The organism is Micromonospora sp. NPDC003197 (assembly GCF_053590565.1).
Genome location: NZ_JBSFTE010000012.1, coordinates 140,267 through 163,091 on the forward strand (window position 1 = coordinate 140,267; position 22,825 = coordinate 163,091).

Annotated in this window: 23 protein-coding genes and 1 pseudogene; 12 read left to right on the forward strand and 12 right to left on the reverse strand. The window is 67.0% G+C overall.

Features of this window, described 5'->3' with window-relative positions; genetic code table 11:
* Positions 1 to 11: 11 nt before the first annotated feature.
* Complete coding sequence (locus ACWDV4_RS15890; protein ID WP_449979023.1) at positions 12 to 950, reverse strand: thiamine-phosphate kinase; 939 nt, start codon at positions 948 to 950, stop codon at positions 12 to 14.
* Positions 951 to 1,207: 257 nt separating this feature from the next.
* Between ACWDV4_RS15890 and ACWDV4_RS15895 the strand changes: the two genes are divergently transcribed.
* Together ACWDV4_RS15895 and ACWDV4_RS15900 are read left to right on the forward strand one after the other, a co-directional pair.
* A complete protein-coding gene (locus tag ACWDV4_RS15895) occupies positions 1,208 to 1,441 on the forward strand; it encodes an Lrp/AsnC ligand binding domain-containing protein (protein ID WP_184533618.1) in 234 nt (77 codons plus the stop codon).
* The gene (locus ACWDV4_RS15900; protein WP_449979026.1) at positions 1,442 to 2,044 is read left to right on the forward strand and encodes a DUF3515 domain-containing protein; all 603 of its coding nucleotides are present in this window, start codon (positions 1,442 to 1,444) and stop codon (positions 2,042 to 2,044) included.
* 72 nt (positions 2,045 to 2,116) lie between these two features.
* On the opposite strand, the gene ACWDV4_RS15905 is transcribed toward ACWDV4_RS15900, so the two are convergent.
* Positions 2,117 to 3,220, reverse strand: a complete 1,104-nt coding sequence (locus ACWDV4_RS15905; RefSeq protein ID WP_449979029.1) for a D-alanine--D-alanine ligase family protein — start codon at positions 3,218 to 3,220, stop codon at positions 2,117 to 2,119.
* Between the two features lie 324 nt (positions 3,221 to 3,544).
* Here ACWDV4_RS15905 and ACWDV4_RS15910 point away from each other — a divergent pair, with 324 nt between their 5' ends.
* Together ACWDV4_RS15910 and ACWDV4_RS15915 are read left to right on the forward strand one after the other, a co-directional pair.
* The gene (locus tag ACWDV4_RS15910) at positions 3,545 to 4,804 is read left to right on the forward strand and encodes an ATP-binding protein (RefSeq protein ID WP_449979032.1); all 1,260 of its coding nucleotides are present in this window, start codon (positions 3,545 to 3,547) and stop codon (positions 4,802 to 4,804) included.
* Positions 4,805 to 4,849: 45 nt separating this feature from the next.
* Positions 4,850 to 5,974 carry a tetratricopeptide repeat protein gene (locus tag ACWDV4_RS15915; protein WP_449979035.1) on the forward strand — a complete coding sequence of 375 codons (1,125 nt, stop codon included), beginning with the start codon at positions 4,850 to 4,852 and terminating at the stop codon, positions 5,972 to 5,974.
* Positions 5,975 to 6,007: 33 nt separating this feature from the next.
* Here ACWDV4_RS15915 and ACWDV4_RS15920 read toward each other — a convergent pair whose 3' ends face one another.
* The gene (locus ACWDV4_RS15920; protein WP_449979038.1) at positions 6,008 to 6,241 is read right to left on the reverse strand and encodes a hypothetical protein; all 234 of its coding nucleotides are present in this window, start codon (positions 6,239 to 6,241) and stop codon (positions 6,008 to 6,010) included.
* A 415-nt stretch (positions 6,242 to 6,656) separates the two neighbouring features.
* Here ACWDV4_RS15920 and ACWDV4_RS15925 point away from each other — a divergent pair, with 415 nt between their 5' ends.
* Positions 6,657 to 7,502 (forward strand): helix-turn-helix domain-containing protein, encoded by an 846-nt coding sequence (locus tag ACWDV4_RS15925; protein ID WP_449979040.1) that lies wholly within the window; start codon positions 6,657 to 6,659, stop codon positions 7,500 to 7,502.
* Between the two features lies 1 nt (position 7,503).
* Entirely contained in the window at positions 7,504 to 7,707 is a 204-nt protein-coding gene (locus ACWDV4_RS15930) for a DUF397 domain-containing protein (protein WP_449979042.1), read from the forward strand.
* Positions 7,708 to 7,728: 21 nt separating this feature from the next.
* Here ACWDV4_RS15930 and ACWDV4_RS15935 read toward each other — a convergent pair whose 3' ends face one another.
* Positions 7,729 to 7,965, reverse strand: a complete 237-nt coding sequence (locus tag ACWDV4_RS15935) for a hypothetical protein (RefSeq protein WP_449979044.1) — start codon at positions 7,963 to 7,965, stop codon at positions 7,729 to 7,731.
* A complete protein-coding gene (locus ACWDV4_RS15940) occupies positions 7,959 to 8,864 on the reverse strand; it encodes a hypothetical protein (protein WP_449979047.1) in 906 nt (301 codons plus the stop codon). The genes ACWDV4_RS15935 and ACWDV4_RS15940 overlap by 7 nt, the downstream gene beginning before the upstream one ends.
* A gap of 234 nt (positions 8,865 to 9,098) precedes the next feature.
* Here ACWDV4_RS15940 and ACWDV4_RS15945 point away from each other — a divergent pair, with 234 nt between their 5' ends.
* Genes ACWDV4_RS15945 through ACWDV4_RS15965 form a run of 5 tightly spaced genes read left to right on the forward strand, consistent with a single transcriptional unit; the run spans position 9,099 to position 12,434 of the window.
* Positions 9,099 to 10,265, forward strand: a complete 1,167-nt coding sequence (locus tag ACWDV4_RS15945; RefSeq protein ID WP_449979050.1) for a helix-turn-helix domain-containing protein — start codon at positions 9,099 to 9,101, stop codon at positions 10,263 to 10,265.
* Positions 10,266 to 10,273: 8 nt separating this feature from the next.
* On the forward strand, positions 10,274 to 10,996 hold the full coding sequence (locus tag ACWDV4_RS15950) for a 5-formyltetrahydrofolate cyclo-ligase (RefSeq protein ID WP_449979053.1): 723 nt from the start codon (positions 10,274 to 10,276) through the stop codon (positions 10,994 to 10,996).
* 21 nt (positions 10,997 to 11,017) lie between these two features.
* Entirely contained in the window at positions 11,018 to 11,545 is a 528-nt protein-coding gene (locus ACWDV4_RS15955) for a DUF6244 family protein (RefSeq protein WP_449979057.1), read from the forward strand.
* A gap of 2 nt (positions 11,546 to 11,547) precedes the next feature.
* A complete protein-coding gene (locus ACWDV4_RS15960; protein WP_449979060.1) occupies positions 11,548 to 12,021 on the forward strand; it encodes a DddA-like double-stranded DNA deaminase toxin in 474 nt (157 codons plus the stop codon).
* Entirely contained in the window at positions 12,018 to 12,434 is a 417-nt protein-coding gene (locus tag ACWDV4_RS15965) for an Imm1 family immunity protein (protein ID WP_449979063.1), read from the forward strand. The genes ACWDV4_RS15960 and ACWDV4_RS15965 overlap by 4 nt, the downstream gene beginning before the upstream one ends.
* Before the next feature lie 345 nt (positions 12,435 to 12,779).
* Here ACWDV4_RS15965 and ACWDV4_RS15970 read toward each other — a convergent pair whose 3' ends face one another.
* From ACWDV4_RS15970 to ACWDV4_RS16000, 7 genes are all read right to left on the reverse strand, one after another.
* The gene (locus ACWDV4_RS15970) at positions 12,780 to 13,502 is read right to left on the reverse strand and encodes a DUF998 domain-containing protein (RefSeq protein WP_449979064.1); all 723 of its coding nucleotides are present in this window, start codon (positions 13,500 to 13,502) and stop codon (positions 12,780 to 12,782) included.
* Between the two features lie 153 nt (positions 13,503 to 13,655).
* Positions 13,656 to 14,003 carry a hypothetical protein gene (locus ACWDV4_RS15975; protein ID WP_449979067.1) on the reverse strand — a complete coding sequence of 116 codons (348 nt, stop codon included), beginning with the start codon at positions 14,001 to 14,003 and terminating at the stop codon, positions 13,656 to 13,658.
* A 155-nt stretch (positions 14,004 to 14,158) separates the two neighbouring features.
* Entirely contained in the window at positions 14,159 to 15,523 is a 1,365-nt protein-coding gene (locus ACWDV4_RS15980; protein WP_449979069.1) for a hypothetical protein, read from the reverse strand.
* A 161-nt stretch (positions 15,524 to 15,684) separates the two neighbouring features.
* Complete coding sequence (locus tag ACWDV4_RS15985; protein WP_449979072.1) at positions 15,685 to 18,495, reverse strand: AfsR/SARP family transcriptional regulator; 2,811 nt, start codon at positions 18,493 to 18,495, stop codon at positions 15,685 to 15,687.
* 227 nt (positions 18,496 to 18,722) lie between these two features.
* A complete protein-coding gene (locus ACWDV4_RS15990) occupies positions 18,723 to 19,883 on the reverse strand; it encodes a cystathionine gamma-lyase (RefSeq protein WP_449979074.1) in 1,161 nt (386 codons plus the stop codon).
* 17 nt (positions 19,884 to 19,900) lie between these two features.
* Positions 19,901 to 20,902 carry an NAD(P)H-dependent glycerol-3-phosphate dehydrogenase gene (locus ACWDV4_RS15995; RefSeq protein ID WP_449979077.1) on the reverse strand — a complete coding sequence of 334 codons (1,002 nt, stop codon included), beginning with the start codon at positions 20,900 to 20,902 and terminating at the stop codon, positions 19,901 to 19,903.
* Positions 20,899 to 21,678, reverse strand: coding sequence for a lysophospholipid acyltransferase family protein (locus ACWDV4_RS16000; protein WP_449979079.1), 780 nt, complete (start codon positions 21,676 to 21,678; stop codon positions 20,899 to 20,901). The genes ACWDV4_RS15995 and ACWDV4_RS16000 overlap by 4 nt, the downstream gene beginning before the upstream one ends.
* Positions 21,679 to 21,896: 218 nt before the next feature.
* Between ACWDV4_RS16000 and cofC the strand changes: the two are divergent.
* Positions 21,897 to 22,529, forward strand: a pseudogene (gene cofC / locus ACWDV4_RS16005) (2-phospho-L-lactate guanylyltransferase); the annotation flags it as partial.
* Positions 22,530 to 22,825: the final 296 nt, after the last annotated feature.

Sequence of the window (22,825 nt, forward strand, 5' to 3'; positions counted from 1 at the left end):
AGGGCGGGCGCTCAGCGGAAGTGATCCCAGCCGGTGCTGCCCTTGTACGGCTTGCCGTCAACGGTCAGCCCACCGCCGTGTACGACGTGTCCCACCATCCGCCAACCGTCGGGTATCCCGTGGTCCTCGGGGAAGGTGGCGGCGAACGCATGATCTTCCCCACCGCCGAGCACCCAGGAGTACGGGTCGACGCCGAGCGCGTTCGCCGCATCCCGCATCTGCTGCGGTACGTCGAAGGCGTCCGCAACCAGGTCGATCCCGACCTGGCTGGCGGTGGCCACGTGCCCCAGGTCGGACAGCAACCCGTCCGACACGTCGATCATGGCGGTGGCCCCGTGCATCGCGGCCTGCGGCCCCGCCGCGTACGGCACCTGCGGCCGGCGGTACGCCTCCACCAGCAGTTTCGGCGTACGGAACCCACGGGAGAGCACGGTGTAACCGGCGGCGGCGTAGCCGAGGCGACCGGCGATGGCGACCACGTCCCCGGCCTGCGCCCCGTCCCGGACCACCGGTGCCCGGCCGCCCAGATCACCGAGGGCGGTGACAGCGACGGTGAGGGTAGGGCTGGCGGACATGTCCCCGCCGACCACACTCGCCCCGACCAGGGCCGCTTCGGCAGCCAGACCGTCGGCCAGCTCCTCGACCCAGCGCACGTCCACATCCGGCGGCAGGCAGAGCGCGACGAGCAGCGCGGTCGGGATCGCCCCCATGGCCGCGATGTCGGCCAGGTTGGCTGCCGCCGCCCGGTGCCCGATGTCCGCCGCGCTGGACCAGTCCCGTCGAAAGTGCCGGCCCTCCACGAGTACGTCCGTGCAGGCGGCCACCCGTTGGTCGGGCGCACTGATCACGGCTGCGTCGTCGCCCGGCCCGAGCAGGCAGGTGGGTCCGACCCCCAGCCGGGCGGTTACTCGGGCGATCAGCCCGAACTCGCCGACCCGCGCGACACTCATATCGGCACATCCTGGCGTTTCACGCCCGGAAGCGTACGCGGCTGGGACGCCACCGCGAAGCACGGCAAGCCGAACGGCCCCGTCGATTCCACCGTCCAGCGGTAATGCTCTGCGAGTCGCGGGCCAGTTCGACGTTCACCGAACCGACCGATTCCCTCGCTCACTGTTGCCTCCTCCACCACCGATAGACATCCGCCCTGGTCCGTACGGTAGTTTCACGGTCGAGCCGCTCTGCGGCGGCGGACGGGAGTCGGATCGTGGTACAGGCGTACATCCTCATCCAGACCGAGGTCGGCAGGGCGCGTGACGTGGCCGCGTCCATCACGGATATTCCCGGAGTCGTTCGCGTCGACGCGGTGACCGGCCCGTACGACGTGGTCGTCCTCACCGAGGCACACAACGTCGACGAGCTGGGAAAGATGATTGTCAGCAAGGTACAACTGGTGCCGGGCATCACGCGTACCGTCACATGTTCGGTGGTGCAACTGTAAGTGGACCAGCTCACCCCGGTACGGCCTGAGCAGGAGAGCAAGGACCGGACCACACGCAGTGCTGCGCTGTGGGCCACGATCATCGCCCTGCCAGTGACCGTACTAGTCGCAATCCTCGGTTTTGTGGCGCTCCGCCCGGACACCCCGGCGGACGAGCCGAGCCCGACGCCCACCACTCCCCGTGCGCAGTCGAGCGCACCGGTCGAGATGGCCGCGCCTCCGCTGGCGGAACGGGCGACCGTGGTCTGCCGCGCACTGCTGGCCAAGCTGCCGGCGACCGTACGGGACCTGGCCCAGCGGCCGGTGACCGCCGGTGCCGAGCAGAACGCCGCGTACGGCGACCCGGCGCTCACCGTGGCCTGCGGCGCGACCCTGCCGTCGTACCACCCGGAGGAGAAGTTGTGGGTGGTCAACGCGGTGTGCTGGCACGCCAAGGAGGGCACCGATGCGACCGTGTTGACCACGGTCGACCGTGAGGTGCCGGTGCAGGTCACGGTGCCCAGTGCCTACGAGTCCCCGTTGCAGTGGATCCCCTCGCTCGCCGAGGCTCTGGTCTCCTCGGTGCCGGCCGCAAAAAACGTCCCGTTCGGCTGCACCGGCTGAGCCGGCAGAACGGAAACTACGCGACAGGGCCCTCGGTCGACGACTTGTCGACCGAGGGCCCTGTCGATGGAATCAGTGCAGGCCGGTGCCGCGATTCAACGCGATCCGGATCAGCCGGTCGACCAGCTTCGGATACTCCAGCCCCGCCGCCGCCCACATCCGCGGGAACATCGACGTCGAGGTGAATCCCGGCATGGTGTTCAGCTCGTTGAGGTACACCTGGTTGTCGTCGGTGACGAAGAAGTCGACCCGGGCCAGGCCGGCGCAGTCCAGGGCGGTGAACGCCCGACAGGCGTACTCCTGGACCTGACGGGTCACCTCCTCCGGCAGGCGGGCGGGCAGGTCGTACTCGCAGGAGTCGTCGAGATACTTGGCCTCGAAGTCGTAGAAGTCACGCCCCGGCATGACTCGTACCTCGGCCAGCGGGGATGCCTCCGGCGCGCCACCGGCGGCGTCGCTCTCCAGCACCCCGCACTCGATCTCCCGACCGACGATCGCCGCTTCGACGAGCACCTTCGGGTCGAGCTGCCGGGCCGCCTCGATCGCCGCGTCCAGCTCCGCCCAGTCGGAGACCTTGCTCACCCCGTACGACGAGCCGGCGCGGGCCGGCTTCACGAAGACCGGTAGCCCGAGCCGTTCCTTGTCGGCCTCGCTGAGCGTCGCACCGTTGCGCAGCACCGCGTACGGCCCGACCGGAATGCCCTCGGCGGCGCAGAGCTTCTTGGTGAACTCCTTGTCCATCGCGGCGGCCGAGGCGAAGACGTTGGATCCCACGTACGGGATGTCCGCCATCTCCAACAGCCCCTGGATGGTCCCGTCCTCGCCGTACGCGCCGTGCAGCACCGGGAAGACCAGGTCCACGCCGGCCAGGGCACGTGGCCCGTCCGGGGCGTCCAGGACCATCAGCCCGTTGCCGGTCGGGTCGGCTGGCAGGACGACCGCCGATCCGGTGCCGGCGGTGATCTCCGGCAGCCGCCGGTCGTCGATGGCGAGTTTGCCGCCATCACCGCTGGCCAGCATCCACTGGCCGGCCCGGGTGATGCCGATCGGCACCACCTCGAACTGGTCCGAGTCGAGGGCGGCGAGGATGCTGCCCGCACTGACGCAGGAGATCCCGTGCTCGGTGCTGCGGCCGCCGAAGACGACAGCCACGCGGGTCTTACGTGGGGTGGTCAAAGAGTCACCTCTCGTTCGCGACTACGTACGCCGCAACGGTAAGAGGAGGAGGTCCGCCGGACCGTACCCGCTCCTCGCGCTCACGCGGGTGACCCTACTCTGCGTGGCCGGCCTTCGGGTCCTGGCCGGTGGAACCGTGGTTAATCAAACAGAACGTAGCGCCGAGGCCGGTCATGGGCAGATCGTGCTTCGCTGTCCCGGGTTGCCGGAGTCCCCGATTGGCCGTCCACCAGTCCCCGATTGCCCACCCATCAGTCCCGGCTGCCGGTCAGGCGAAAGCGGATTCTCCTCGGATGCGGATACGAACGGTAGGGTATCGGCCTTGTGAGCCACGAACCCCTCATCGTCAGTCTCACCGCCGCCCTGGACGACCGCCCGGACGACCTTCCGCTGCGGCTGCACCTGGTCGGGCTGCTGCTCGACACCGGCAAGCTCGGGGAAGCGATCGCGCACGTCGCGCAGGTGTTGGCCCGGGACCCGGACAGCAAACAGGCGCAGGCGTTGATGCAGCGGGCACTGCGCGCCCCAGCCCCCGAGTCGACCACCAGCACCACCACCACCGCACCGCCGCCCGCCGATACGCCGTCGTCATCGGCCGGCACGGACTCGCTGACCGACTACGAGCAGGAGTTGTCCGAGTTCGTCCCGCCCCGGTTCGCCACCGTCACCACCGAGCCGGAACCGGTGACCGGCAACGAGGATCGGGCCTTCGACGTGGAGACCTCCCCGATCCGGTTGGCCGACGTCGGTGGCATGACCGACGTCAAGGAACGCCTGGAGCTGGCCTTCCTCGGCCCACTGCGCAACCCCGAACTGCGCAAGCTGTACGGCAAGAGCCTGCGCGGCGGCCTGATGCTGTACGGCCCACCCGGCTGCGGCAAGACCTTCCTGGCTCGGGCGATCGCTGGTGAGATGGGGGCGAAGTTCCTCTCCCTGTCGATCGTCGAGGTGCTGGACATGTACATCGGCACCTCGGAGCGGAACCTGCACGAACTGTTCCAGACCGCCCGCCGTAACGCGCCGTGCGTACTCTTCCTCGACGAGGTGGACGCCCTCGGCCACAAACGTTCACACATCTCGTCGTCGTCGATGCGGGTGCTGGGCAACCAGCTACTGGCCGAACTGGACGGTATGGAAGGCAGCAACGAGGGCGTCTTCGTGCTCGCCGCGACCAACACCCCGTGGGACGTCGACCCGGCGCTGCGCCGACCCGGTCGCCTCGACCGGATGGTGCTGGTGCTCCCGCCGGACCCGCCGGCCCGCGCCGCGATCATCGAATACCACCTGCGGGACCGGCCGATCGCCGGCATCGACCTGCACCGGCTGGTCGCCGCCACCGAGGACTTCTCCGGCGCGGACCTGGCCCACCTGTGCGAGACCGCCGCCGAGTTCGCGATGGCCGACTCCATCCGCTCCGGCGAGGTACGGATGATCGAGCAACGCGACTTCGACCGGGCGCTGAGCGAGGTTCGCCCCTCGGTCGGATCCTGGTTCGCCAGCGCCCGCAACGTCGCCAAGTTCGCCAACGAGAGTGGACTCTACGACGAACTCGCGGCGTACCTGAAGAAACGCAAACTGCTCTGACCGCCGGACGAAAACAGCCCCGACCATCGAGCGGAAGCAGCCCCGATGACAGCCCCGGCACAGTTGGAGCGGGCCCGGCACCTCGCCCAACTCGGTCGGATCCCCGCCGCCCTCGACGCGGTGCGCGCGATACTGGCCAGCGAACCGAACCACGTCTTCGCCCTGCTGTTGCTGGCGTACTGCCACCAGCAGGCGGGTCAGCCGGTCGAGATGCTGGACGCCGCCGACCGGGCAGTCGCAGCCGCCCCGGGTAACGCGGCAGCACATCGCAGCCGTTCGGTGGCGCTGCGGATGCTGGGCCGGTACGCCGAGGCGTTGGCCGCCGCCGACCAGGCCCGGTCCCTCGCCCCGGACGACGCCGAAGCCGAGATCATGCGGGTGTACGCGCTGCTGGCGATCGGTGGCACCCAAGCCATCCTCGCCGCCGCAGCCAGTACGGCCCGAGCCCGGCAACTGGCACCCCAGGATGTGGACGTCCATCGGGCCGAGGGAAACGTTCAGCGCCGGATGGCCGAGTTCGGCCGGGCCCGCGCCGCGTACGAACGGGCGTTGGCCATCGCACCGGCCGACCCGAGGACGCTGCACGCCCTCGCCGCCCTGGACGCCGACCGGGGTCGGGCGCTGCGCGCCGCACCAACCCTGGGTACGGCATTGAGCACGTCCCCCAACGATCCGGCCGCCCTGCGTACCTCGATCCTGGCTGCTCGGCGAATGCTGTGGCTGCTGACCGATGTGGCCTGTCTGCTCCAGATTGTGGTCACCATCGCGATCGCCGGTTTGCTGGAAAACCTCGACGGCTGGGCCGGTACGACCAGCGCAGCAGCGACCCTGGTGGTGGGCACGCTCGGTGTGGCCCTGTTCCTGCGGTGGCGGCTGGGTCGGTTGCCGCACGCCACCCGGACACTGCTGCGGACGTACCGGTTTCAGGTCACCTTCGTGACCGGGCCGCTGCGCGTGGTCTCCCTCGCCGGGGCCGGGTTGTTGATGATCATCGGCGGATATCTGCCGGCTGCCGTGGAGGCGATCGGGAGCGCGCTGGCCGGCTGGCCGCTGTTGCTGCTGTTCCTGCGGGCGCGTAACTGGTTGTTCAGCGAGGTCTACTACCTGGCCCGCCGATGCTGGTTCCGGCTGCACCCCCGGCCCGGTCCGAAGGTCAGCCCGGCAGACTAGAGCCGGAAGTCAGGCCGCAGAGCTGGGCGGAAGTCAGGCCGCAGAGCTGGCCGGGACCAGCTGCCGCCGACCGACCGCGATCACCTTGACCCGCTGCCGACCGGCGCGAACCATGCCCAGCGCCATGAACGCGCCAGCAATCTTGTCGGCCGCCTCCCGGCTGGTCGCACCGACCACCTGACGACGACGCTCCGGGATGAGTCGTTCGTTACGCCCGGCGATGGTGAGCGGCCGGACATCGGTGAGCACCACCAGGAAGCGCGTCATGGTAGTCCACTCTGGTCAGTCCGCACGGCGAATCACCTCGGGCTCGGCTGTAGTGGCGGCCAGGCCGCCTGAGCTGTCCCGGCAGACGTAGGCCAGGTTGGCGTGGATCCATGCCCCGTCGTTGTCCCGTAATACCGGGTTCGCGCACCAGCGGCACCGCGAGACCCGAGGCCAGCAACCGGTGGTCGGCATCCGACTCCCTCCAGCTCGGTGGCGGAGGAACACGGCGATCGGGAACGGGGAGAACCGATCGCCGTGCACCTCATTTCCCCTCGCGGTCACCCACCACCACCGTCGCCACGACAACCGGCGGTGAGGACGCACTAACAGATTGGCACCTGCGAACGCATGAATGCAACTCTCACGGCCGTTCTCTCATGCACACTTTCCCGCAAACGTGTGTCAGGATCTATACATGGCCCCGAAAACCGCTCGCGGACGCCGACTCGGTATCGCCCTGCGCAAGCACCGAGAGGCGGCTGGACTCACCCTTGAAGAAGCCGCTGACCAGATCAGCAGCACCCGCAGCACCCTGTCCCGCTACGAGAACGCCCAGGGCCTGCCCAGCCCGGCGACAGTGCACGGCCTGCTGACGGTCTACGGGGTGGGCGACGACGACCTGGCCGCCGCCGTCCAACTCGCCAAGGACGCCCGCAAGCCCGGCTGGTGGGTGTCCTACTCGCACCTGCTGGACAGCCGCACCATCGACTTCATCGCCGTCGAAGCCGAAGCGACCGCGATCGCCAACTTCGAACCATCCATCGTCCCCGGCATGCTCCAAACCGCCGACTACGTCCGGGCGATCATGCGCGGCGGCCCGCACACCCTCAACGACAAGGAGGTGGAGGAGCGGGTCGACATCCGAATGGACCGACAGAAGCGGCTGGTCGGCACCGACCCGCCGATCATCGAGGCCATCGTCGACGAAGGTGCCCTGCGCCGCCCAGTCGGTGGCAAGGCGATCAACGACGCGCAGCTCCAACACCTGCTCAAGATCTCCGAGCTGCCGAACGTATCCGTGCAGGTCATCCCGCTCGCCGCCGGCTACCACCGAGGCACCCGCGGCTCGCTGCACATCCTCGAATTCGCCGACCCAGAAGATCCGATCCTCGCCTCGGTCGAGACCGTCGCCGGGCAGTTGATCCTGGACCGCCCGGCCGATCTCCGTACCTGCACGAAGATCATGGAGCACCTGCGGTCCGTCGCGCTGAGCCCTGCCGACAGCCGCGACATCATCCACAAACTCATGAAGGGAAACTGAGATGACACCGAGTGACACCCTGCGCAACGCCAACTGGCGCAAGAGCACCTACAGCGGAGACCAGGGCGCCTGCGTCGAGGTCGCCGCCGTCGCCGACACCATCGCCGTACGCGACTCGAAGGACCCGGCCGGTCCGACGCTGAGCTTCTCCCCCACCGCCTGGGCCGCATTCGCCAAGGCCGCCCCGATCGCCGACGCCGCCTGACGGCAGCCGACGCCACCAGCATTACTCCGGGGCCCCAACGCCGCCGCCGGACGACGCAGCACCGGGCAGGTCGGTCAGTCGTCCGGCGGCGGCCAGCCGCTCGTACGCCCACCACCAATCAGGACATCGGGTACGCAGACAGCGCGGACAAGCCCCCAGACTCGGATCGTCAGCATGGGCGAGCATCGTGTCCCGGTAGTGGGCCACCATCAGCTCCGAAATCGGGGCCGGCTGACCAGCGCTCGGCCCACTCAACACCGGCCCGCTCCTGTTTCGATGGCAGTGGCGAAGAACCCGGCCAACGCCGCTCGGTCCAGGCGCTCAGCCATCAGTAACTCGATCAGCAGCAGCGTCCGCAGGGCCACCACCTGCGTCGGCCGAAGGTCCAGCGATTCCGGCTCGGCTTGCTTGACGTGCTCGGCCTGTTCGGCCGGGTTGATGGCGGCGCGGACCAGCGCCGTCGTCGCGGCCAGGTCCAGCTCCCCGCCGTACGGGTCATAGTGCGCTCGCACCCCGGCGACGAAGCGAAGCACGCTCACGGTGCTCCGATCCGCCCCGAACCGCCGCTCGACCGCCAGCTGGAAGGCAGCGGCGACCAACTCGGCGTACCCGTCAAGGAGCCGGTCGTGGCCGACCACCGTGACCCGCTGGTCGTAGCGGCAGGGCTGTGGCCCCGGGTGGTGGCGGACCGGTCCGACCAGCCGGTCCGCCACCACCGCCCCCGCGTACCGCTGATCCGTTGGCGGGATGGGCTGTTGCCGCAGCCCTCGCACCACCTGCGACCGCCGCATCGGCCGCAGATTCCCGCCGGGTGGTTCGGGATACGCGGACATCGTCACGACGCCGTGCATCAGCCGGGCGGTCAGCAGGTCAAGACAACCCACCCCCACCTGCCACTGCACCATCGCCGTCACGACCGTCGGATCGCACTCGGGCAACTGCGATCCGACCCCCTCGGTCTGCGTCCGGACCCGGTTGACGACCTCGGCAGCCCTCCGTACGGCTTCCGCCGCCCGGTGCAGGACGGCCGACCGGTCACCGCTCCCGTCCTGCGGTACGGCCACCACCAGCTCACGCAGCTCGGCAACCCCTTCCCACACCGCCCAAGCCGCATCCCCGGCCGATTCTGCGTTGATCGCCTCAGTCGTCTCCGCCACGCTGCCCTCCTCCGCTCCTTGCGTTGGAACGGCTCCGGGACGGGCGGGATTCAGTCCTGTGGGGAGGCGACCGCTTGCCAGCACCCGCCCCGGGCCGTGCCACCAGATTTCCGGCTCGGGTCATCGGTTCCCAGCGCGGAAACTGGGCGCGGCAGATGCATCAATGTCGCATCTCGATCTATCCTGCGTAACCATCAAGCGCCATAGGGTCACGATCACTTGGAGGGCGCGCCCATGCCCCTAAGACGTCAGAGCCTTGCTCAGCGGCGGAAGGCAGTTGGCCACACCCAGGAGAGTCTTGCCGATCGACTTGGTGTGGATCGCACCACTGTCGTCCGCTGGGAGCGTGCGGAGTCAGAACCGCAACCCTGGGTACGGCGTGGCTTGGCCCAGGAGCTTCAGGTTTCCGTAGACGAACTTGCTCAGCTGCTCGCTGACGTTGCTGAAATCGCGATCGGCCGTCCGGAACGGCTCACGCACGCGCTGAAGAACCCGCGCTCAGCAGACCTCGCCACCGCTGCCCAGCTCCAACAGACACTGGCTGGGCTGACTACCGCTTACAGCAGTGTTCCGTCCACAGCCCTGCTGACCGCTACCGGAAGACTCCATGCCGAGGTTTCCTACCTGCGCTCCAACGCACACGGTGAAGGCGTGAAGAATGCTTTGTGCGTAGTCGAATCCGAATCAGCACTGCTGATGGGCCAGCTCATCTGGGACGCCTCACAACGACGTGACTGCGCCACCGCCGCCACGCACTACAAAAACGCGATCAGCATGGCGCAGCAGGGCGGAAGTCACTTCCTCCAGGCGTACGCATGGCTACGCAAGAGCTACATATCCCTTTATGGAGCGCAAGACCATCAGGCCGGCCTATCCCAAGCTAGCCTGGCCGCCCAACTTGCCGCCCGCGCCAACAGCAACGCTCTTTCCAGCGTCGCGCTTCTACACGTGGGAGAGGCGTACGCAATGCTGGGTGATCAGCGGTCCTGCGAACGCACTCTCAGCATGGCGGAGTCCCAGCTTTCTCAGATCAAGGATTCCGACCCTGGCAAGGATTATGCCCAGGCCCACCAGTTGGAACGGCTTGCCGGATCCTGCTATCTCTCATTGGGGAAACCTGTTAAGGCGCAACAGTTCCTCCAACCGCTCCTCTCCCACCAAGGCGACCAGCAAAAGGTAGGAGCCATCGCTTTTAGCAACCTCTCGTTAGCGCTCGTCCGCCAGCATCAAATCCAAGACGCGACAGTCGCGTTGCATTACGCGCTCGACCTCACCGAACAGACACGTGGTGGTGGGGCACTGAACGTCATCTTCAAAACCATCAAAGAGCTTCAGCCCTGGCGGGATCGCGTCGATGTGAACGACGTCCAAGACCGCGCCCTCACCCTCATCTCCTCATAGGGGCTCAAATGGACATTCTCAAGGCCAAGCAAGCCGTACGCGAAGAGATGTGGTCTCGCCTCGATCGGGCCGGCGTCGTCCCGCCTGGTGTCCATGGCCACATCCCGGATTTCACCGGCGCCGAACTCGCAGCCGAGCATCTCGCGAGACTGCCCCAATGGCAGAAAGCACAGACCATCAAATGTAACCCCGACAGCGCCCAACTACCCGTGCGGATCAAAGCCTTGACCGAAGGCAAGCTCGTCTACATGGCAGTACCAAGGATCGCCAACATCAGCCCATTCTATGTCCTCGATCAGCATTACCTAGGTAACGCACCCGACCAGATCGCCACCAGCAGCGGGGCGGCAATCCACGCCCCCAAAACCTCAATTCCCAAAATGCACCCGGTGGACATCGTCATCTGCGGCAGCGTAGCAGTAAATCGCAAAGGCATACGAGTGGGCAAAGGTGCCGGTTATTCAGACATCGAGGTTGCACTGCTCTACGAAGCAAATCGCATAGGGCCCAATACAATCTTCGCGACCACGGTCCACGATCTACAGGTCGTAGATGTCGACCTTCCCACCGAGCCTCACGATTTCATCGTCAACTTCATCGTCACTCCAAAGGGCGCGATTAAGGTTCCGACCACCAGCCGCCCAACTAGAATCGATTGGCAAGAACTTAGCGAGGAGAAAATTACCTCGATCCCTACACTGGCAACTCGAAAGCGAGAAGAGAAACTGTAGCTGTCAGGCTGAGGGGTAGCCATGTCGCTGATCGACAAAATCAATAGTGATCTACAAGCAATCCATGCGGGGATCGACGCAGCGCAGCAGGAGGCCGCTGCGGTCGACCACGCTGTTGAGCAAATCGCCGTCCAAGCCGCCGCCGCAGGCTTCGCGGGCATCGCGGTGGGGCTGGCTCAGGTACGCGAGGCGATCGGCCGAACCCGTGCACAACTGACGACGGCCAGCGGAGCCCTGGGGCAAGCCTCACGCACGCTCACCGCAGTGCCACAACAGCCATCACCCCAGGAGACGATCAACACGCTTACGCCGGTAATGGCTACTCTCGCTTCCGTCGACAACGGACTCGCGGTGGCGGCAGCCGGGATCGAAGAAGCGAAGCAGCTCGCCACAACGGCGCTTCAGGGAGGTCAGCCCGGTCCAACGCTAGCCCGCCTGCAGCAGCTCAGTCAGCAGCTCGCGGCCATCAGGGCTCGGGGAGGCGAGGGACGGCACCATGCCGAAACGGCACTGACGCAAGCCCAGCAGGTCGGTGAACTGGGAAACTGATCATGGGCGGTGGCATCACCCGACCGCCCGGCACGTACGACACCTCTATCGACCCCACCCAAGCGCCGGAATCAGAGCGGCTTCCCAGTTGGCTGACGGAGGCCGCGCGTGACCTGCCTCGACGACAAGCAAAAGACCCAACTTCAGGTATCGCGTTGATCAACGGCAAACAAATCCCTATGAGGTCTGGTCGGGCCCCGAACGCCGCTGCTGACCTCAAACCGGCCTACAAACTCATCGCCACCACGACCGACCACCTTGAGGCTAAGCTCGCCGCCCGTATGCGCCACGAACAGGTCACACATGCAGTCGTGCTGGTCAACAACCCGCCGTGCGACTACGACCCCTACGGCTGCGACAGGATCCTCTGTCGGCTGTTGCCAGTCGGCGCGCAGCTGACGGTATATGTACGCGACGATGACGGACAGGTACGCCTCTGGCGTACCTACATCGGCAACGGAAAGGCCATCGCATGAAGGTGACGTGGGCATACGACCGAGGCGACCACCGCGACAAGCATGAGGTTGACCTGACCGACCCTACGGCTCTGAAGACCCTACTCCAGGAGATCCAACGGGTCGGTGAGCCTGTCGCGGTCACCATCTTCAACGAAACGGCCGACGATCCCGATGAACTACCACCCGGCCTGCAGATTGGGCTCGGCCACCCCACCCACGCCTTCGCGGTACACATCGCCGATGACGGCGACTACCTCAACGACCCAACAGTCCAGCCCCTGAACAGAGTAGTCAGCTTCGACCTCGGCGGCGTACCCACTGAATATCCCGCTGAGCGACTACGGATCCGGCCTAAAGCAGCCATAGAGATTGCCGCCGTCTTCCTCAAGACAGGAGGCCAACCGCCTTCCGTACCCGATGAAAGCAGGTGACAGGGGTTGACAAGCTCTCTCAGCCTTGTTGCGATCGTTGCCCGGTCCGGAGACCGGGCGCAGCCCCCTGAAGCGGCCAGCCTGGGCCACCGCGTACGAGTTGCGATCCTCGCCTGGTCCGGAGACCGGGCGCAGCGGCTCACAAACAGCGGAGATGCCATCTAACGATGACCTAGCCGCCATCCCAAAAGCCGGAAGGTCCACCTTGTTACCATCTCGGGGTTAGGAGCCTACGGCGTTTTCGTGCACGCCGAGGGTTCCTAGATCAACTAGCGGAGCTTGTCCCGTCTGTAAACGGCTCAAATTACCCGGCGCACCGCTCATGGAGGCAGTGGCCCGACCGCATCAACGCACTCTGACCAAGGTATTCGAATCAGTGGCCACAGAAGGCTGGAGCTCTGCGGGCCGGCTCGCGGAGGTGCGCTCACGCTGGACAGGGCCTGCCACTCGATAGAGCCGTACGGCGATGACGGCGAGCAGGGCCACCTCCACCGCGACCAGAAAGCGTTCCACAAGTCCCATCAGGAACCGTTCTCCGGGGAAGGCCGAGTAATAGAGCCCGGCGAGTCCCAACATGCTCGCCATCGCCAGTGCCCGAATCGACCGGAGACTTACCTGCCAGCGTGGGTCGATAGCCAGCCGCCGCACCAGCAGCAACGCGGCAATCGGGAGACAGACGAAGGCGGTGACCGAGACGTACCGGTGGATGTATCCGTCCATGGTCATCGCCACGCCGATTGGGTCGGTGGGCACGATCGCCGACATGACCAGGCCGACTCCCCAGATCACCAGCAGCAGCATCGGCAGCACACCCACCCGTACGCGGGCAGCGCGGAGCCCGAGCGGCAGAGCCAGTGAGGCCGCTCCGAGGACGAACATGGCGATGTCCATTGGCCCGCCCCGGTTGGATACCGCGTAGTCGGAGAAAGTCAGCGTCAGAGGGCTCATTCCTGGGCTGGGTTCGAGGTGGGCGACGACGGTCAAGATGGTGGCCAGGGCGATGCCGCCAACGGTGACCAGGGCGAGCATTCGTGGGTGCCAGAGCAGCTGCCGACGCTGGGAATTCATGTTTTCAGCGTTGTCGCACCGCATCGTTCTGTGATCCGGCGTCGCCCCGGACAGATCCCGGGTCTGCAGACCCCGAGCCCGATCAGGGATGTACCTGATCAGATGCCACTCGGGCATCCAGCGGCCAAGCGCGCTGGTCGTATCAAATACCGATTATGCACCGTCGATACTGCCCTGCCGTTCGTCGCCGGTGTCGAAGAATGCCGTGAGGTAGTCGTCCGGGTCGAGGCTGCTGTCCCGCAGTAGGGAGAAGATCTCCGCGCCGTGCACCGGCTCGTCGAACATTCGGTAGCTCTGGGCCAGGCCGATGTACTCGCAGCCGTCGAGCATGGCGGCGTACTCCCGCGATTCTTCCTCGGCGAGCGTCATTGCCTGCCCAAACCCGTCCGCCCGCCACAGCGTGATTCGTTCTTCGTACGTGGGTTGCGGCTCGCCCGCGAAGCGGAAAACGCACCGTACGGAGAACCAACCGGGCTCGGGATCCTTCGACGAGTCAATCATCGTTGCATTATCGGTTGTATCCGCACGTGAAGGTGCCCCCGCTGACAATGGAGCCAGCAGGGGCGACCGATGCAAACCGGTGCCTCCACGGTCGCCGAGCCAGAGGTCCTGTCCGGTGGCGCGTGGAGGCACCGTGCTAAAAACTCACACCACCGTCATCGGCGGAATGCGGTCGTGGGGATCGAGTAGATCATTCGTCCCGGCGACTTGTACTCGGTGACCGACCACAGCTTCTTCGAGGATCGACTGTAGGACAGGTCCTCGGGCCCGACCGGGGTCCGCACTCCCTTGCCTCTGACTTTCAGGGTGTCACCGGTGATCTCGACTCGCCTGAGCGTGCCGTTCTTCTTACCGTTGCTGGAGTTGAGGTAGAAATAGCGCCCATCGGAGGCGGCCCCTTGGATCTTTGCCACCGGTAATTCGTAGACGCCCGTGGGACGCGCCCAGTCGCCGTTGACTGCTTGCGGCCCTCCGTTTGCCATGTTGTAGGTGGCCAACCGGCCGATACCCGTACGGCAGAACTCTCCGGCGATCAAGCGGTGCGCTGTCGACGTGCGGTCCACCGACAGATACGAGAAGCGCGGGTTCTTTTCACCCTTGCACCACCCTGATGGCTGGCTGACCTCTCCGCCGTGTTCCCACATGGCGCTCTGCGCCAAGATGTACCGGTAGCCGTGGGCATAGTATCCAGCTGACCGGTCCGGGTCGTCGTTGATCCTCGGCTTCCGATAGCCGATGAGGTGCCCTTGATCGGTATATCCGTTGCCCGAGGTCGCAAGGTCATAGATGTTACTCAGGTCGAACTCGCGAACACCGTAGTTGGTGTCTGCCACATAGAGTCGGGTGCCGTACCAGGCGATACCACCCGCGTGGACCGACTCTCTGGCCGGCGGATCTGGCGAGATGACATCGACTGGCCGGTAGTCCGGAATGCCGGCGCTATTGTAGCTTGGGTTGACCAACAACACGTGCCGATACTTCTTGGTGCGCTTGTTAAGAACGGTGATCCGGACACCCTGCGTATCGGCATTGTCGTACCAGCCGATAATCATCACGTCGCGACTGTTCCAACGCTCGTTGTTGTTCGCGTCCGCCGACGAGGTCACTCCCTGCGGGACCCATGCGCGTGCCGCTGCCGTCTCCGACCTATGGCTACTCTCGTCCTTCGCATCGAAGCAGTACGCGTCCGTCGGCTTCGCACTCTTGATGGCTTTTCCGCAGTTTTTCTTTGTTGCCTTTTTGATCTGGTAGTTTCCTTTGTCGATAACCGAGGTCATGCTGGCCTTGTCCAACGGAATGGCCTGTGCCGCAGGATACGGTTGACGTCGCAGCGAGAAGTCGATGAAGTCCTGCTCGGTTGGCGCCGCAGCAGCGGCGGGCGCAGCTGCCGTGGGCGCACCGGTCGCAGGGGCAGCGGTCGGTGCGGCAGCGGCGGGCACCGCGAGCATGACCCCCGTGACCGATCCCGCAACGGCGACCGCCATGCCGGCGGTCATCCGTCTGGCAGTGGTACGGATCATTTCAACCTCCTGAGCCCCGTCGTGTCCGGACTCGTGGGCACCGCTCCCCCATCGATCGGGATCGTCCCCCGGGTCCGGCTATGTGACCCGACTCTGCCGGTGCGACATTGGGCGAACCCTGAGAAAACCTTGAATCGACGAAACCTGACCGCCGCCTGACTTCAGCCAGCGCCCGCTTCGGCTCGTTGGTCAAGGCTGCGAAGCTTGATGTCGACTTCCTTCAGTGCGGGGTGCCCGATCTCGTGGAGGATGTTTCGGGCCTGCCGCAATGAGTGTCGGGCCGCGTCGACTTCGCCGATGGCGAGGTAGCTGTCGCCCAGGTGGGCCAGGATGTCTGCCTCGTTGAACCGGTCGTGGAACCGTCGTACCAGGAGTAGGGCCTGCTGGTAGCAGTGGATGGCGTCCTGGTGGGCCCCGAGCTGGTGGTGGACGTAGCCCAGGCTGTCCCAGGCGCCGGCCTCGGCGTTCTGATCGCCGATCTCCTGGTTGATGGTGACAGCTTGTTCGCAGTAGCTGATCGCCGCTTTGTGGTCGCCAAGCTGGGCAAGGAGCCAGCCGGCGTTGTTCAGTGCCATGGCCTGTCCGGCCTGGTGGCCAGCCTGCCGGTACAGCTCCAGGGCAAGCTCGTTGTGTCTGATCGCCTCGCGCCATCGGTCCTGCTGGTCACACACCCAGCCGAGGGCCCGGTGGGTGTGTCCCTGGCTCACCAGGTCACCCAGCTCGCCGTAGAGCTGGAGCGCTTTCTGATGGTGGTCGTGCGCGCTGTCGAGTTTCCCCAGTTGGGTGTGGGCCAGTCCGAGGCTGCGGTGGGACTGCGCCTGCCAGGGCCGCGCCCCGAGACGGTACGCCGAGCGCAGCGCCGTCTCCTGGGTCGCTGTCCAGTCGTGCCAGTGGCCGGAGTCGTCGAGGAAGCTTTCCAGCGCCCAGGCCAATTGCCAGCTGTGCGTGTCGAAGCCGTTGTTCGCGGCCCAGTCGACGAGGCCGACCAGTCCTTGCCGTTCAGTGTTGAACCAGCTGCTCGCCTGTTTCTCATCGGTGAGTGGGGTGGTGGCCACGCCGGGTACGGCTGGGGACAGCGTGATCGGGTTTCGGCTCGGTTCGATCAGTGTGGTCGCGACGTGTGCGGTCAGGAGGTAGTGGTCCAGGATGCGATGCCGGGCGGCCTGACACGTTTCGGGCGACTGGTCTTGGTCGACTCGCTCGGTGGCGTAGAGGCGTACGAGGTCATGCATTCGGTAGCGGTCTGGAGCGTGCTGGTGGATCAGGTGCGCTTCGTGCAGTTCACGCAGCACTACTCGGGTACGGGTCGGGGGTTCACCGAGCAGGCTGGCTGCGGCCAGTAGGCCGATGTCGGGTCCGGGGACGAGGCCGAGTAGTCCGAAGGTGTTGGCGGCCTCGGGGGTGAGTGCCCGTAACGAGGCGGCGAAGACCGCGCGTAGGTCGGCTCCGAGTTCACCGATGCTGAGTGCATCCAGCCGGGTGGCGTGTTCGGACAGTTCCTCGGCGAAGGCTTTCAGCGGCAGGTCGGGGTGGGTGGCCGCACGGGCTGCCACGATGCTCAGGGCGAGCGGTAGTCCACCGCACCGTTGTAGGAGTGCGGTCAATGAGCCGTTTTCGTCGTCGGCGCGACGGGAACCGAGCCGCCGGAGCAGTAAACGCCGGGCCGCTTCGTCGTCGAGCACCTCCAGGGCGAGTGCGTGTGCGCCGTGGGCGGCGACAAGGCCACCGAGTCGCCGTCTGCTGGTCACCAGTACGGTGCAGGTCGCGCTGTTGGGAAGCAGGGGAACGACCTGGGCGGTGTCGTAGGCGTTGTCGAGGACGACGAGGATGCGCCGGTTGGACATGAGGCTGCGGTAGAGACCGGTCTGTGCGTCCACCCCGACCGGGATCGAATCCGGTGCTACGCCGAGCGCGTCGAGGAAGCCGCGTAGCGCAGCCAGCAGCGGCATCGGTTCGGCGGACGGGTCGAACCCGCGCAGGTTGACGTAGAGCTGTCCGTCCGGGAATCGGTCGATGTTGTCGTACGCCCAGCGCAGGGCCAACCAGGTCTTGCCGATGCCGCCGGGTCCCGCTATCGCGGTGATCATGACGGCGTCATTGTCGGTGGAATCCGCATTCAGGGCGATGGTCAGCTCTGCCAGTTCGGGTTCGCGACCGCTGAACAGCGGTGGCGGTGGCGGTAGCTGTCGAGGTATTGGATGTTGCACCGGGCCGGTTACCGACGTCGCCGGCGGGGCGGCCACGGCCGGGTCCGCGTCGAGGATCCGCAGGTAGGTCTCTTGTAGCTCTGGTCCTGGGTCGACGCCGGTCACCTCTGCCAACTCGCGCCGCAGCCGCTGGTAGTAGTCGATGGCTTCGGCCTGTCGGCCGGCGCGGTAGAGGGCGAGCATGACCTGCCCGGTCAGCCGCTCGTCCAATGATTGTTCCTGGATGCGGCGTAGCAGGTCGGGGAGGATGGCCGCGTGTTGACCGCAGCGTAGGGCGACGTCTGTCCGGTCAGCTTCTGCGGCTCGCCGTTCCCGCTCCAGCACCTCACGCATCGTGTTGAACCATGGGGTGTCCAATTGAGCGAACGGCTCGCCCCGCCACAGCGTGATCGCCTCATCGAACATGCGTAGGGCCGATTCGTCGTCTTCTGCGGCGTGGGCCTGGCTGATCAGGTTGCGAAACCGGTGTAGGTCCACCAGCGCCGGGTCGACGGTGAGTAGATAGCCACCTGACCTGCGGGTGATGGTCGTGCCGTCGGCCGCCTCCAGACAGCTACGGAGTCGGGAGAGGTAGCTGTAGAGCGAATTTCGGGCTCGCTGTGGTTGATCACCCGCCCATATCCGCTCCACCAACTGGTCGACGTGGACGACCCGGTTGGCTTCGACGAGCAGTACCGCCAGGACACATCGCTGCCGAGCGTGTCCGAGATCTACCTGTTCTCCGGCTAGCTGCGCCTCGACTTCACCGAGCAAAGCAAACTCCATCGCCATTGGCTGCTACCTATGCTGGTCGGCGCTTGTCCAGGGCTTTCAAGGTTTCCTCAAGGTTCGTGCACAGTTTATCCAGAAGCGTCGAAGGGTTTGGGTGCGGATTACTGACACTAGCGACAAGCGGAGCGGACGGCCTAGGCGACGACGCCCATGAAGGATCGGCAGGGCGCGGAGTCTCCGCGCCCTGCCGTGGCTATCGAGCGAGAATCAGCGGTCGGCGGTTACCGGGCGGCGTCGAGGGCGGTGGTGATGTCGGCGACCAAATCCGCAGCGTCCTCGATGCCGCAGGAGAGCCGGATGAAACCGGGTGTGGTGTCGTCCCCCCACTGGGCGCGCCGGTCGGCGGTGGTGTGCAGCCCGCCGAAGGAGGTGGCGGCGAAGATCAGCCGAGTGGCCTTGAGGAAGCGTTCGACTCGCTCGGCGGTGCCGAGGTCGAAGGCGACGATGCCGGGGATGCGGCGCATCTGGGTGCTCGCCACGGCGTACGACGGGTCGTCGGCGAGGCCGGGCCAGCGTACGTTCTCCACGTCGGAGCGTGCGCGCAGTGCGCGCGCGATCGCCTCGGCGTTGGCGGTGTGCCGGGCCAGCCGCAGGTCCAGGGTGGCGAGCGAGCGGTGGGCGAGCCAGGCGTCGAACGGGCTGGGGATCGCGCCGGTGGTGTCCCGCCAGGTGCTCATCTTGTCGAGCAGTTCCGGGCTGCGTGTGGCCACGTAGCCGAGCAGCAGGTCGGAGTGTCCGCTGAGGGCTTTGGTGCCGGAGGCGACGACGACGTCCGCGCCCAGGTCGAGGGGGCGTTGGCCGAGCGGGGTGGCGGTGGTGTTGTCGACGGCGAGCAGGGTGCCGGTGGCGCGGGCCTGGGTGGCGAGGGCGGCGATGTCGCAGACGTCCAGGCCGGGGTTGGCCGGGGTTTCGACCAGGGCCAGGCGTACGCCGTCGAAGCTGGGGTACGGCCCGGCGGTGGGCACGTACTGGACGGTGACGCCGATGCCTTCCAACGTGACGGCGGCGAATTTGCGGACGCTGAAGTAGCCGTCGGCGGGCAGGATGACGGTGTCGCCGGGGCGGAGCACGGCGAGCAGCAGTGCGGTGATGGCGGCCTGTCCGCTGGCGAAGGTGAGGCAGTCGCCGCCTTCGAGTTCACCGATGGCGGTTTCGAGGTGGCGTCGGGTGGGGTTGCCGGTACGGGCGTAGCCGTCGTAGCCGGCGGTTGCCACGTCCGGCCCGGTTCCTATGTGGTAGGGCGCGGCAAAGACCGGGCTTGGCAGGAACGGCTGTCCGGGGACCGGGTCGGGCAGCCCGGCGTGGGAGCACCGGGTGCCGTCGCCATAGTCAGAGCTGTGGTCGGAGCCATGGTCAGAGCTGTGGTCGGGCCGGTCGACCATCCGTACCTCCGAGAGGATTATTCGGGTTTGGTGGAGCGGGACATCAGGGCGGTCATTGCCACCCGGGGGGAGAGGCCCTCGTGGCAGACCCGTTCGACCTGTTCGGTGATCGGCATTTCGACGCCGTTGCGCCGGGCCAGGTCCCGGATCGACAGACAGCTCTTGACGCCTTCGGCGGTCTGCTTGGTGGCGGCCTGAGCCTCTTCGAGGGTTTCGCCGCGGCCGAGGTGTTCGCCGAAGGTGCGGTTACGCGACAGTGGGGAGGAGCAGGTGGCGACGAGGTCACCCATGCCGGCGAGGCCGGCGAAGGTGAGCGGGTCGGCACCGAGGGCGACGCCGAGCCGGGAGGTTTCGGCGAGTCCCCGGGTGATCAGGGTGGCCTTGGTGTTGTCGCCGAGGTTCATGGCGGTGGCCATGCCGTATGCGAGGGCGATGACGTTCTTGACCGCGCCGCCGAGTTCGGTGCCGATCACGTCGTCGTTGGTGTACGGCCGGAAGTAGGGGGTGTTGATCGCCGCCTGGATCAGGGTGGCCCGGCGGGTGTCGGTGCAGGCGACGACGGTGGCGGCGGGGTGCTCGTCGGCGATCTCGGGGGCCAGGTTGGGGCCGGAGACGACGGCTACCCGGTCGGCGGCCACGCCGGTGACCTCCACGATCACTTCGCTCATCCGTTTGAGGGTGCCGAGTTCGATGCCCTTCATCAGGGAGACGAGGGTGGAGTCGGGGGCGAAGTAGGGGACCCATTCGGCGAGGTTGCGGCGCAGGGTCTGCGACGGTACGGCGAGCACCACGATCTCCGCACCGTCGATTGCCTTGGCGGCGTCGCTGGTGGCGGTGATCCGGTCGGGTAGGCGTCGACCGGGCAGGTAGTCGGGGTTGGTTCGGGTGTCGTTGATGGCGGCGGCGACCTGTTCGCGGCGGGCCCAGATGCGTACGTCGGTGCCGGCGTCGGCGAGCACCTTGGCGAAGGCCGTACCCCAGGATCCGGCGCCGAGGACGGCGGCGCTGGTGCCGCTCATGCCACGCCGCCCAGGCCCGAGGTGGCGGTGCCGCTGTCCCGTCGCTGTTCGGCGGTTGCCTGGGCGTCGGTGGCGGTACGGGCTGCGGGTGCCCACAGCGGTGGTGGTGTTCCGCCCCGGAGCTCGGCCAGCATGTCCCGCAGTCGCAGCATTATCTCGTCCGTCATTTCGTCCAGGGTCGTCTTGGAGGGTGCGGCGTCGGCCCACCGGCTCAGGTCTACCGGCGGCCCGGTGACGACGGTCACCGGTAGGCGGGGTCGCAAGCCTAGTTTCTTGGTGCGCGGGTCGAACAGTTTCTCGGGCCCCCACATCGCGACCGGAATCACCGGGGCTCCGGTGGTCAGGGCGAGCCGGGCCGCGCCGGTCTTGCCGCGCATCGGCCAGAGGTCGGGTTCCCGGGTGGTGGTGCCTTCCGGGTAGATGACCACGGCTCCGCCGGCCTGGACGGCCTCGACCAGTTTGTCCAGGGAGCGAACGGCTTCGACCGATCCGCGTTCGACTGGGATCTGTCGGCATTTGTGGAGCAGCCAGCCGATGCCGGGTACCCGGAAGACGCTGGCCTTGCCGAGGAACTGCGGCCATCGGCCGGCGTCGTAGATGTAGTGCGCGAGGACGAGCGGGTCGGCGTGGGAAAGGTGGTTGGCCACGATGATGATGCCCTGGTCGCCGGCGAGGTGCTCCATCCCGCGCCAGGTACGCCGGGTCCAGCCGGTCATCACCGGCTTGACCAACATCACGGCGAACCGTCGCCAGATTCCCAGCCTGCGCCGTGCCACGGCCCCTCCTCGTCATGCCTTTGACCTTGCCGATCAGTGTGCCGGCAACGCCGGTACGTATGCCGGCAGCGTTGCGGACGCCGCCAACGTCCGCAGCGAAATCATGCCTGTTCGCCCCGGGTACGGCTAGCGAGGGCCCTCCTCAGCCTGGCTGGCAGGAGCGTTATGGGGCCGGCATGCAGGAGCGCCATCTGGCCGGCTGGCAGGATTGGCGTGTGGTGGAGCCGTCCTGGACTGTGGTGTTGCCGGTGAAGCGGCTCGACGCGGCGAAGAGTCGGCTGCGGGGTGCGCTGGACGGGGTGCCGCACGAGTCGTTGGCGTTGGCGTTGGCGCAGGACACGGTGGGGGCGGCGCTGGCCTGCCCGCTGGTCGGCGAGGTGCTGGTGGTGACCGCTGACCGTACCGCCTCGGAGACGTTGCGTGCGCTGGGTGCGCGTACCGTGCCGGAGCCGCCGCAGGCCGGGCTCAACCCGGCGTTCGTCGCGGGCGCGGCGCAGGCTGCCGGGCGCTGGGTGGCGGCGCTCACCGCCGACCTGCCGGCGTTGCGGCCGGTGGAGCTGGCGGCGGCGTTGCGGTCCGCTGCCGCCGACAACCCGGGGGTACGCCGGTTCGTGGCCGACGCCCCGGGCACCGGTACGACGTTGCTCACCGCCCCGCCCGGGGTGCCGCTGTCGCCCCGGTTCGGGGTGGGTTCGGCCGCTGCGCACGCCGGCTCCGGGGCGGTGGCGTTGCCGACCGTCGGGCCAACGCTGCGTCGGGATGTGGACACCCCGGCCGACCTGATGGCCGCCGCCGCGCTGGGGCTGGGCGGGCACACCGGCGCGCTGCTGGAGCGCGCCGGCCCGGTGTACGGTGCTGGCATGCAGGGCACCGTGGCGACTTTCGACCCGCAGCTACGTTCCGGCACGCTGCTGCTCGACGATGGCACTCAGGTCGAGTTTCCGGCCGCCGCGTTCGACGCCTCTGGGTTGCGGCTGCTTCGCCTCGGCCAGCGGGTACGCCTCGAGCACGACGACTCGGGTGCCTTGACCCGGATCACGTTGCCAACATTCCGCTGACCCGCACCGGCTGACCTGGCGTCGGCCGGCCTACCCGGCAGCAGAGCTGACACATCGCGGCTACCCGGCGTAGGCAGCCGACATACCCT

What these genes read in the sequence shown, in the direction of transcription:
- ACWDV4_RS15920 (WP_449979038.1), bottom strand. Translation starts at nt 6,241, where the DNA reads ATGACGCGCTTCCTGGTGGTGCTCACCGATGTCCGGCCGCTCACCATC.
- ACWDV4_RS15945 (WP_449979050.1), top strand. Translation starts at nt 9,099, where the DNA reads ATGCCCCTAAGACGTCAGAGCCTTGCTCAGCGGCGGAAGGCAGTTGGC.
- ACWDV4_RS15965 (WP_449979063.1), top strand. Translation starts at nt 12,018, where the DNA reads ATGAAGGTGACGTGGGCATACGACCGAGGCGACCACCGCGACAAGCAT.
- ACWDV4_RS15950 (WP_449979053.1), top strand. Translation starts at nt 10,274, where the DNA reads ATGGACATTCTCAAGGCCAAGCAAGCCGTACGCGAAGAGATGTGGTCT.
- ACWDV4_RS15980 (WP_449979069.1), bottom strand. Translation starts at nt 15,523, where the DNA reads ATGATCCGTACCACTGCCAGACGGATGACCGCCGGCATGGCGGTCGCC.
- ACWDV4_RS15990 (WP_449979074.1), bottom strand. Translation starts at nt 19,883, where the DNA reads ATGGTCGACCGGCCCGACCACAGCTCTGACCATGGCTCCGACCACAGC.
- ACWDV4_RS15890 (WP_449979023.1), bottom strand. Translation starts at nt 950, where the DNA reads ATGAGTGTCGCGCGGGTCGGCGAGTTCGGGCTGATCGCCCGAGTAACC.
- ACWDV4_RS15955 (WP_449979057.1), top strand. Translation starts at nt 11,018, where the DNA reads ATGTCGCTGATCGACAAAATCAATAGTGATCTACAAGCAATCCATGCG.
- ACWDV4_RS15930 (WP_449979042.1), top strand. Translation starts at nt 7,504, where the DNA reads ATGACACCGAGTGACACCCTGCGCAACGCCAACTGGCGCAAGAGCACC.
- ACWDV4_RS15925 (WP_449979040.1), top strand. Translation starts at nt 6,657, where the DNA reads ATGGCCCCGAAAACCGCTCGCGGACGCCGACTCGGTATCGCCCTGCGC.
- ACWDV4_RS15915 (WP_449979035.1), top strand. Translation starts at nt 4,850, where the DNA reads ATGACAGCCCCGGCACAGTTGGAGCGGGCCCGGCACCTCGCCCAACTC.
- ACWDV4_RS15960 (WP_449979060.1), top strand. Translation starts at nt 11,548, where the DNA reads ATGGGCGGTGGCATCACCCGACCGCCCGGCACGTACGACACCTCTATC.
- ACWDV4_RS15985 (WP_449979072.1), bottom strand. Translation starts at nt 18,495, where the DNA reads ATGGAGTTTGCTTTGCTCGGTGAAGTCGAGGCGCAGCTAGCCGGAGAA.
- ACWDV4_RS15970 (WP_449979064.1), bottom strand. Translation starts at nt 13,502, where the DNA reads ATGAATTCCCAGCGTCGGCAGCTGCTCTGGCACCCACGAATGCTCGCC.
- ACWDV4_RS15975 (WP_449979067.1), bottom strand. Translation starts at nt 14,003, where the DNA reads ATGATTGACTCGTCGAAGGATCCCGAGCCCGGTTGGTTCTCCGTACGG.
- ACWDV4_RS15995 (WP_449979077.1), bottom strand. Translation starts at nt 20,902, where the DNA reads ATGAGCGGCACCAGCGCCGCCGTCCTCGGCGCCGGATCCTGGGGTACG.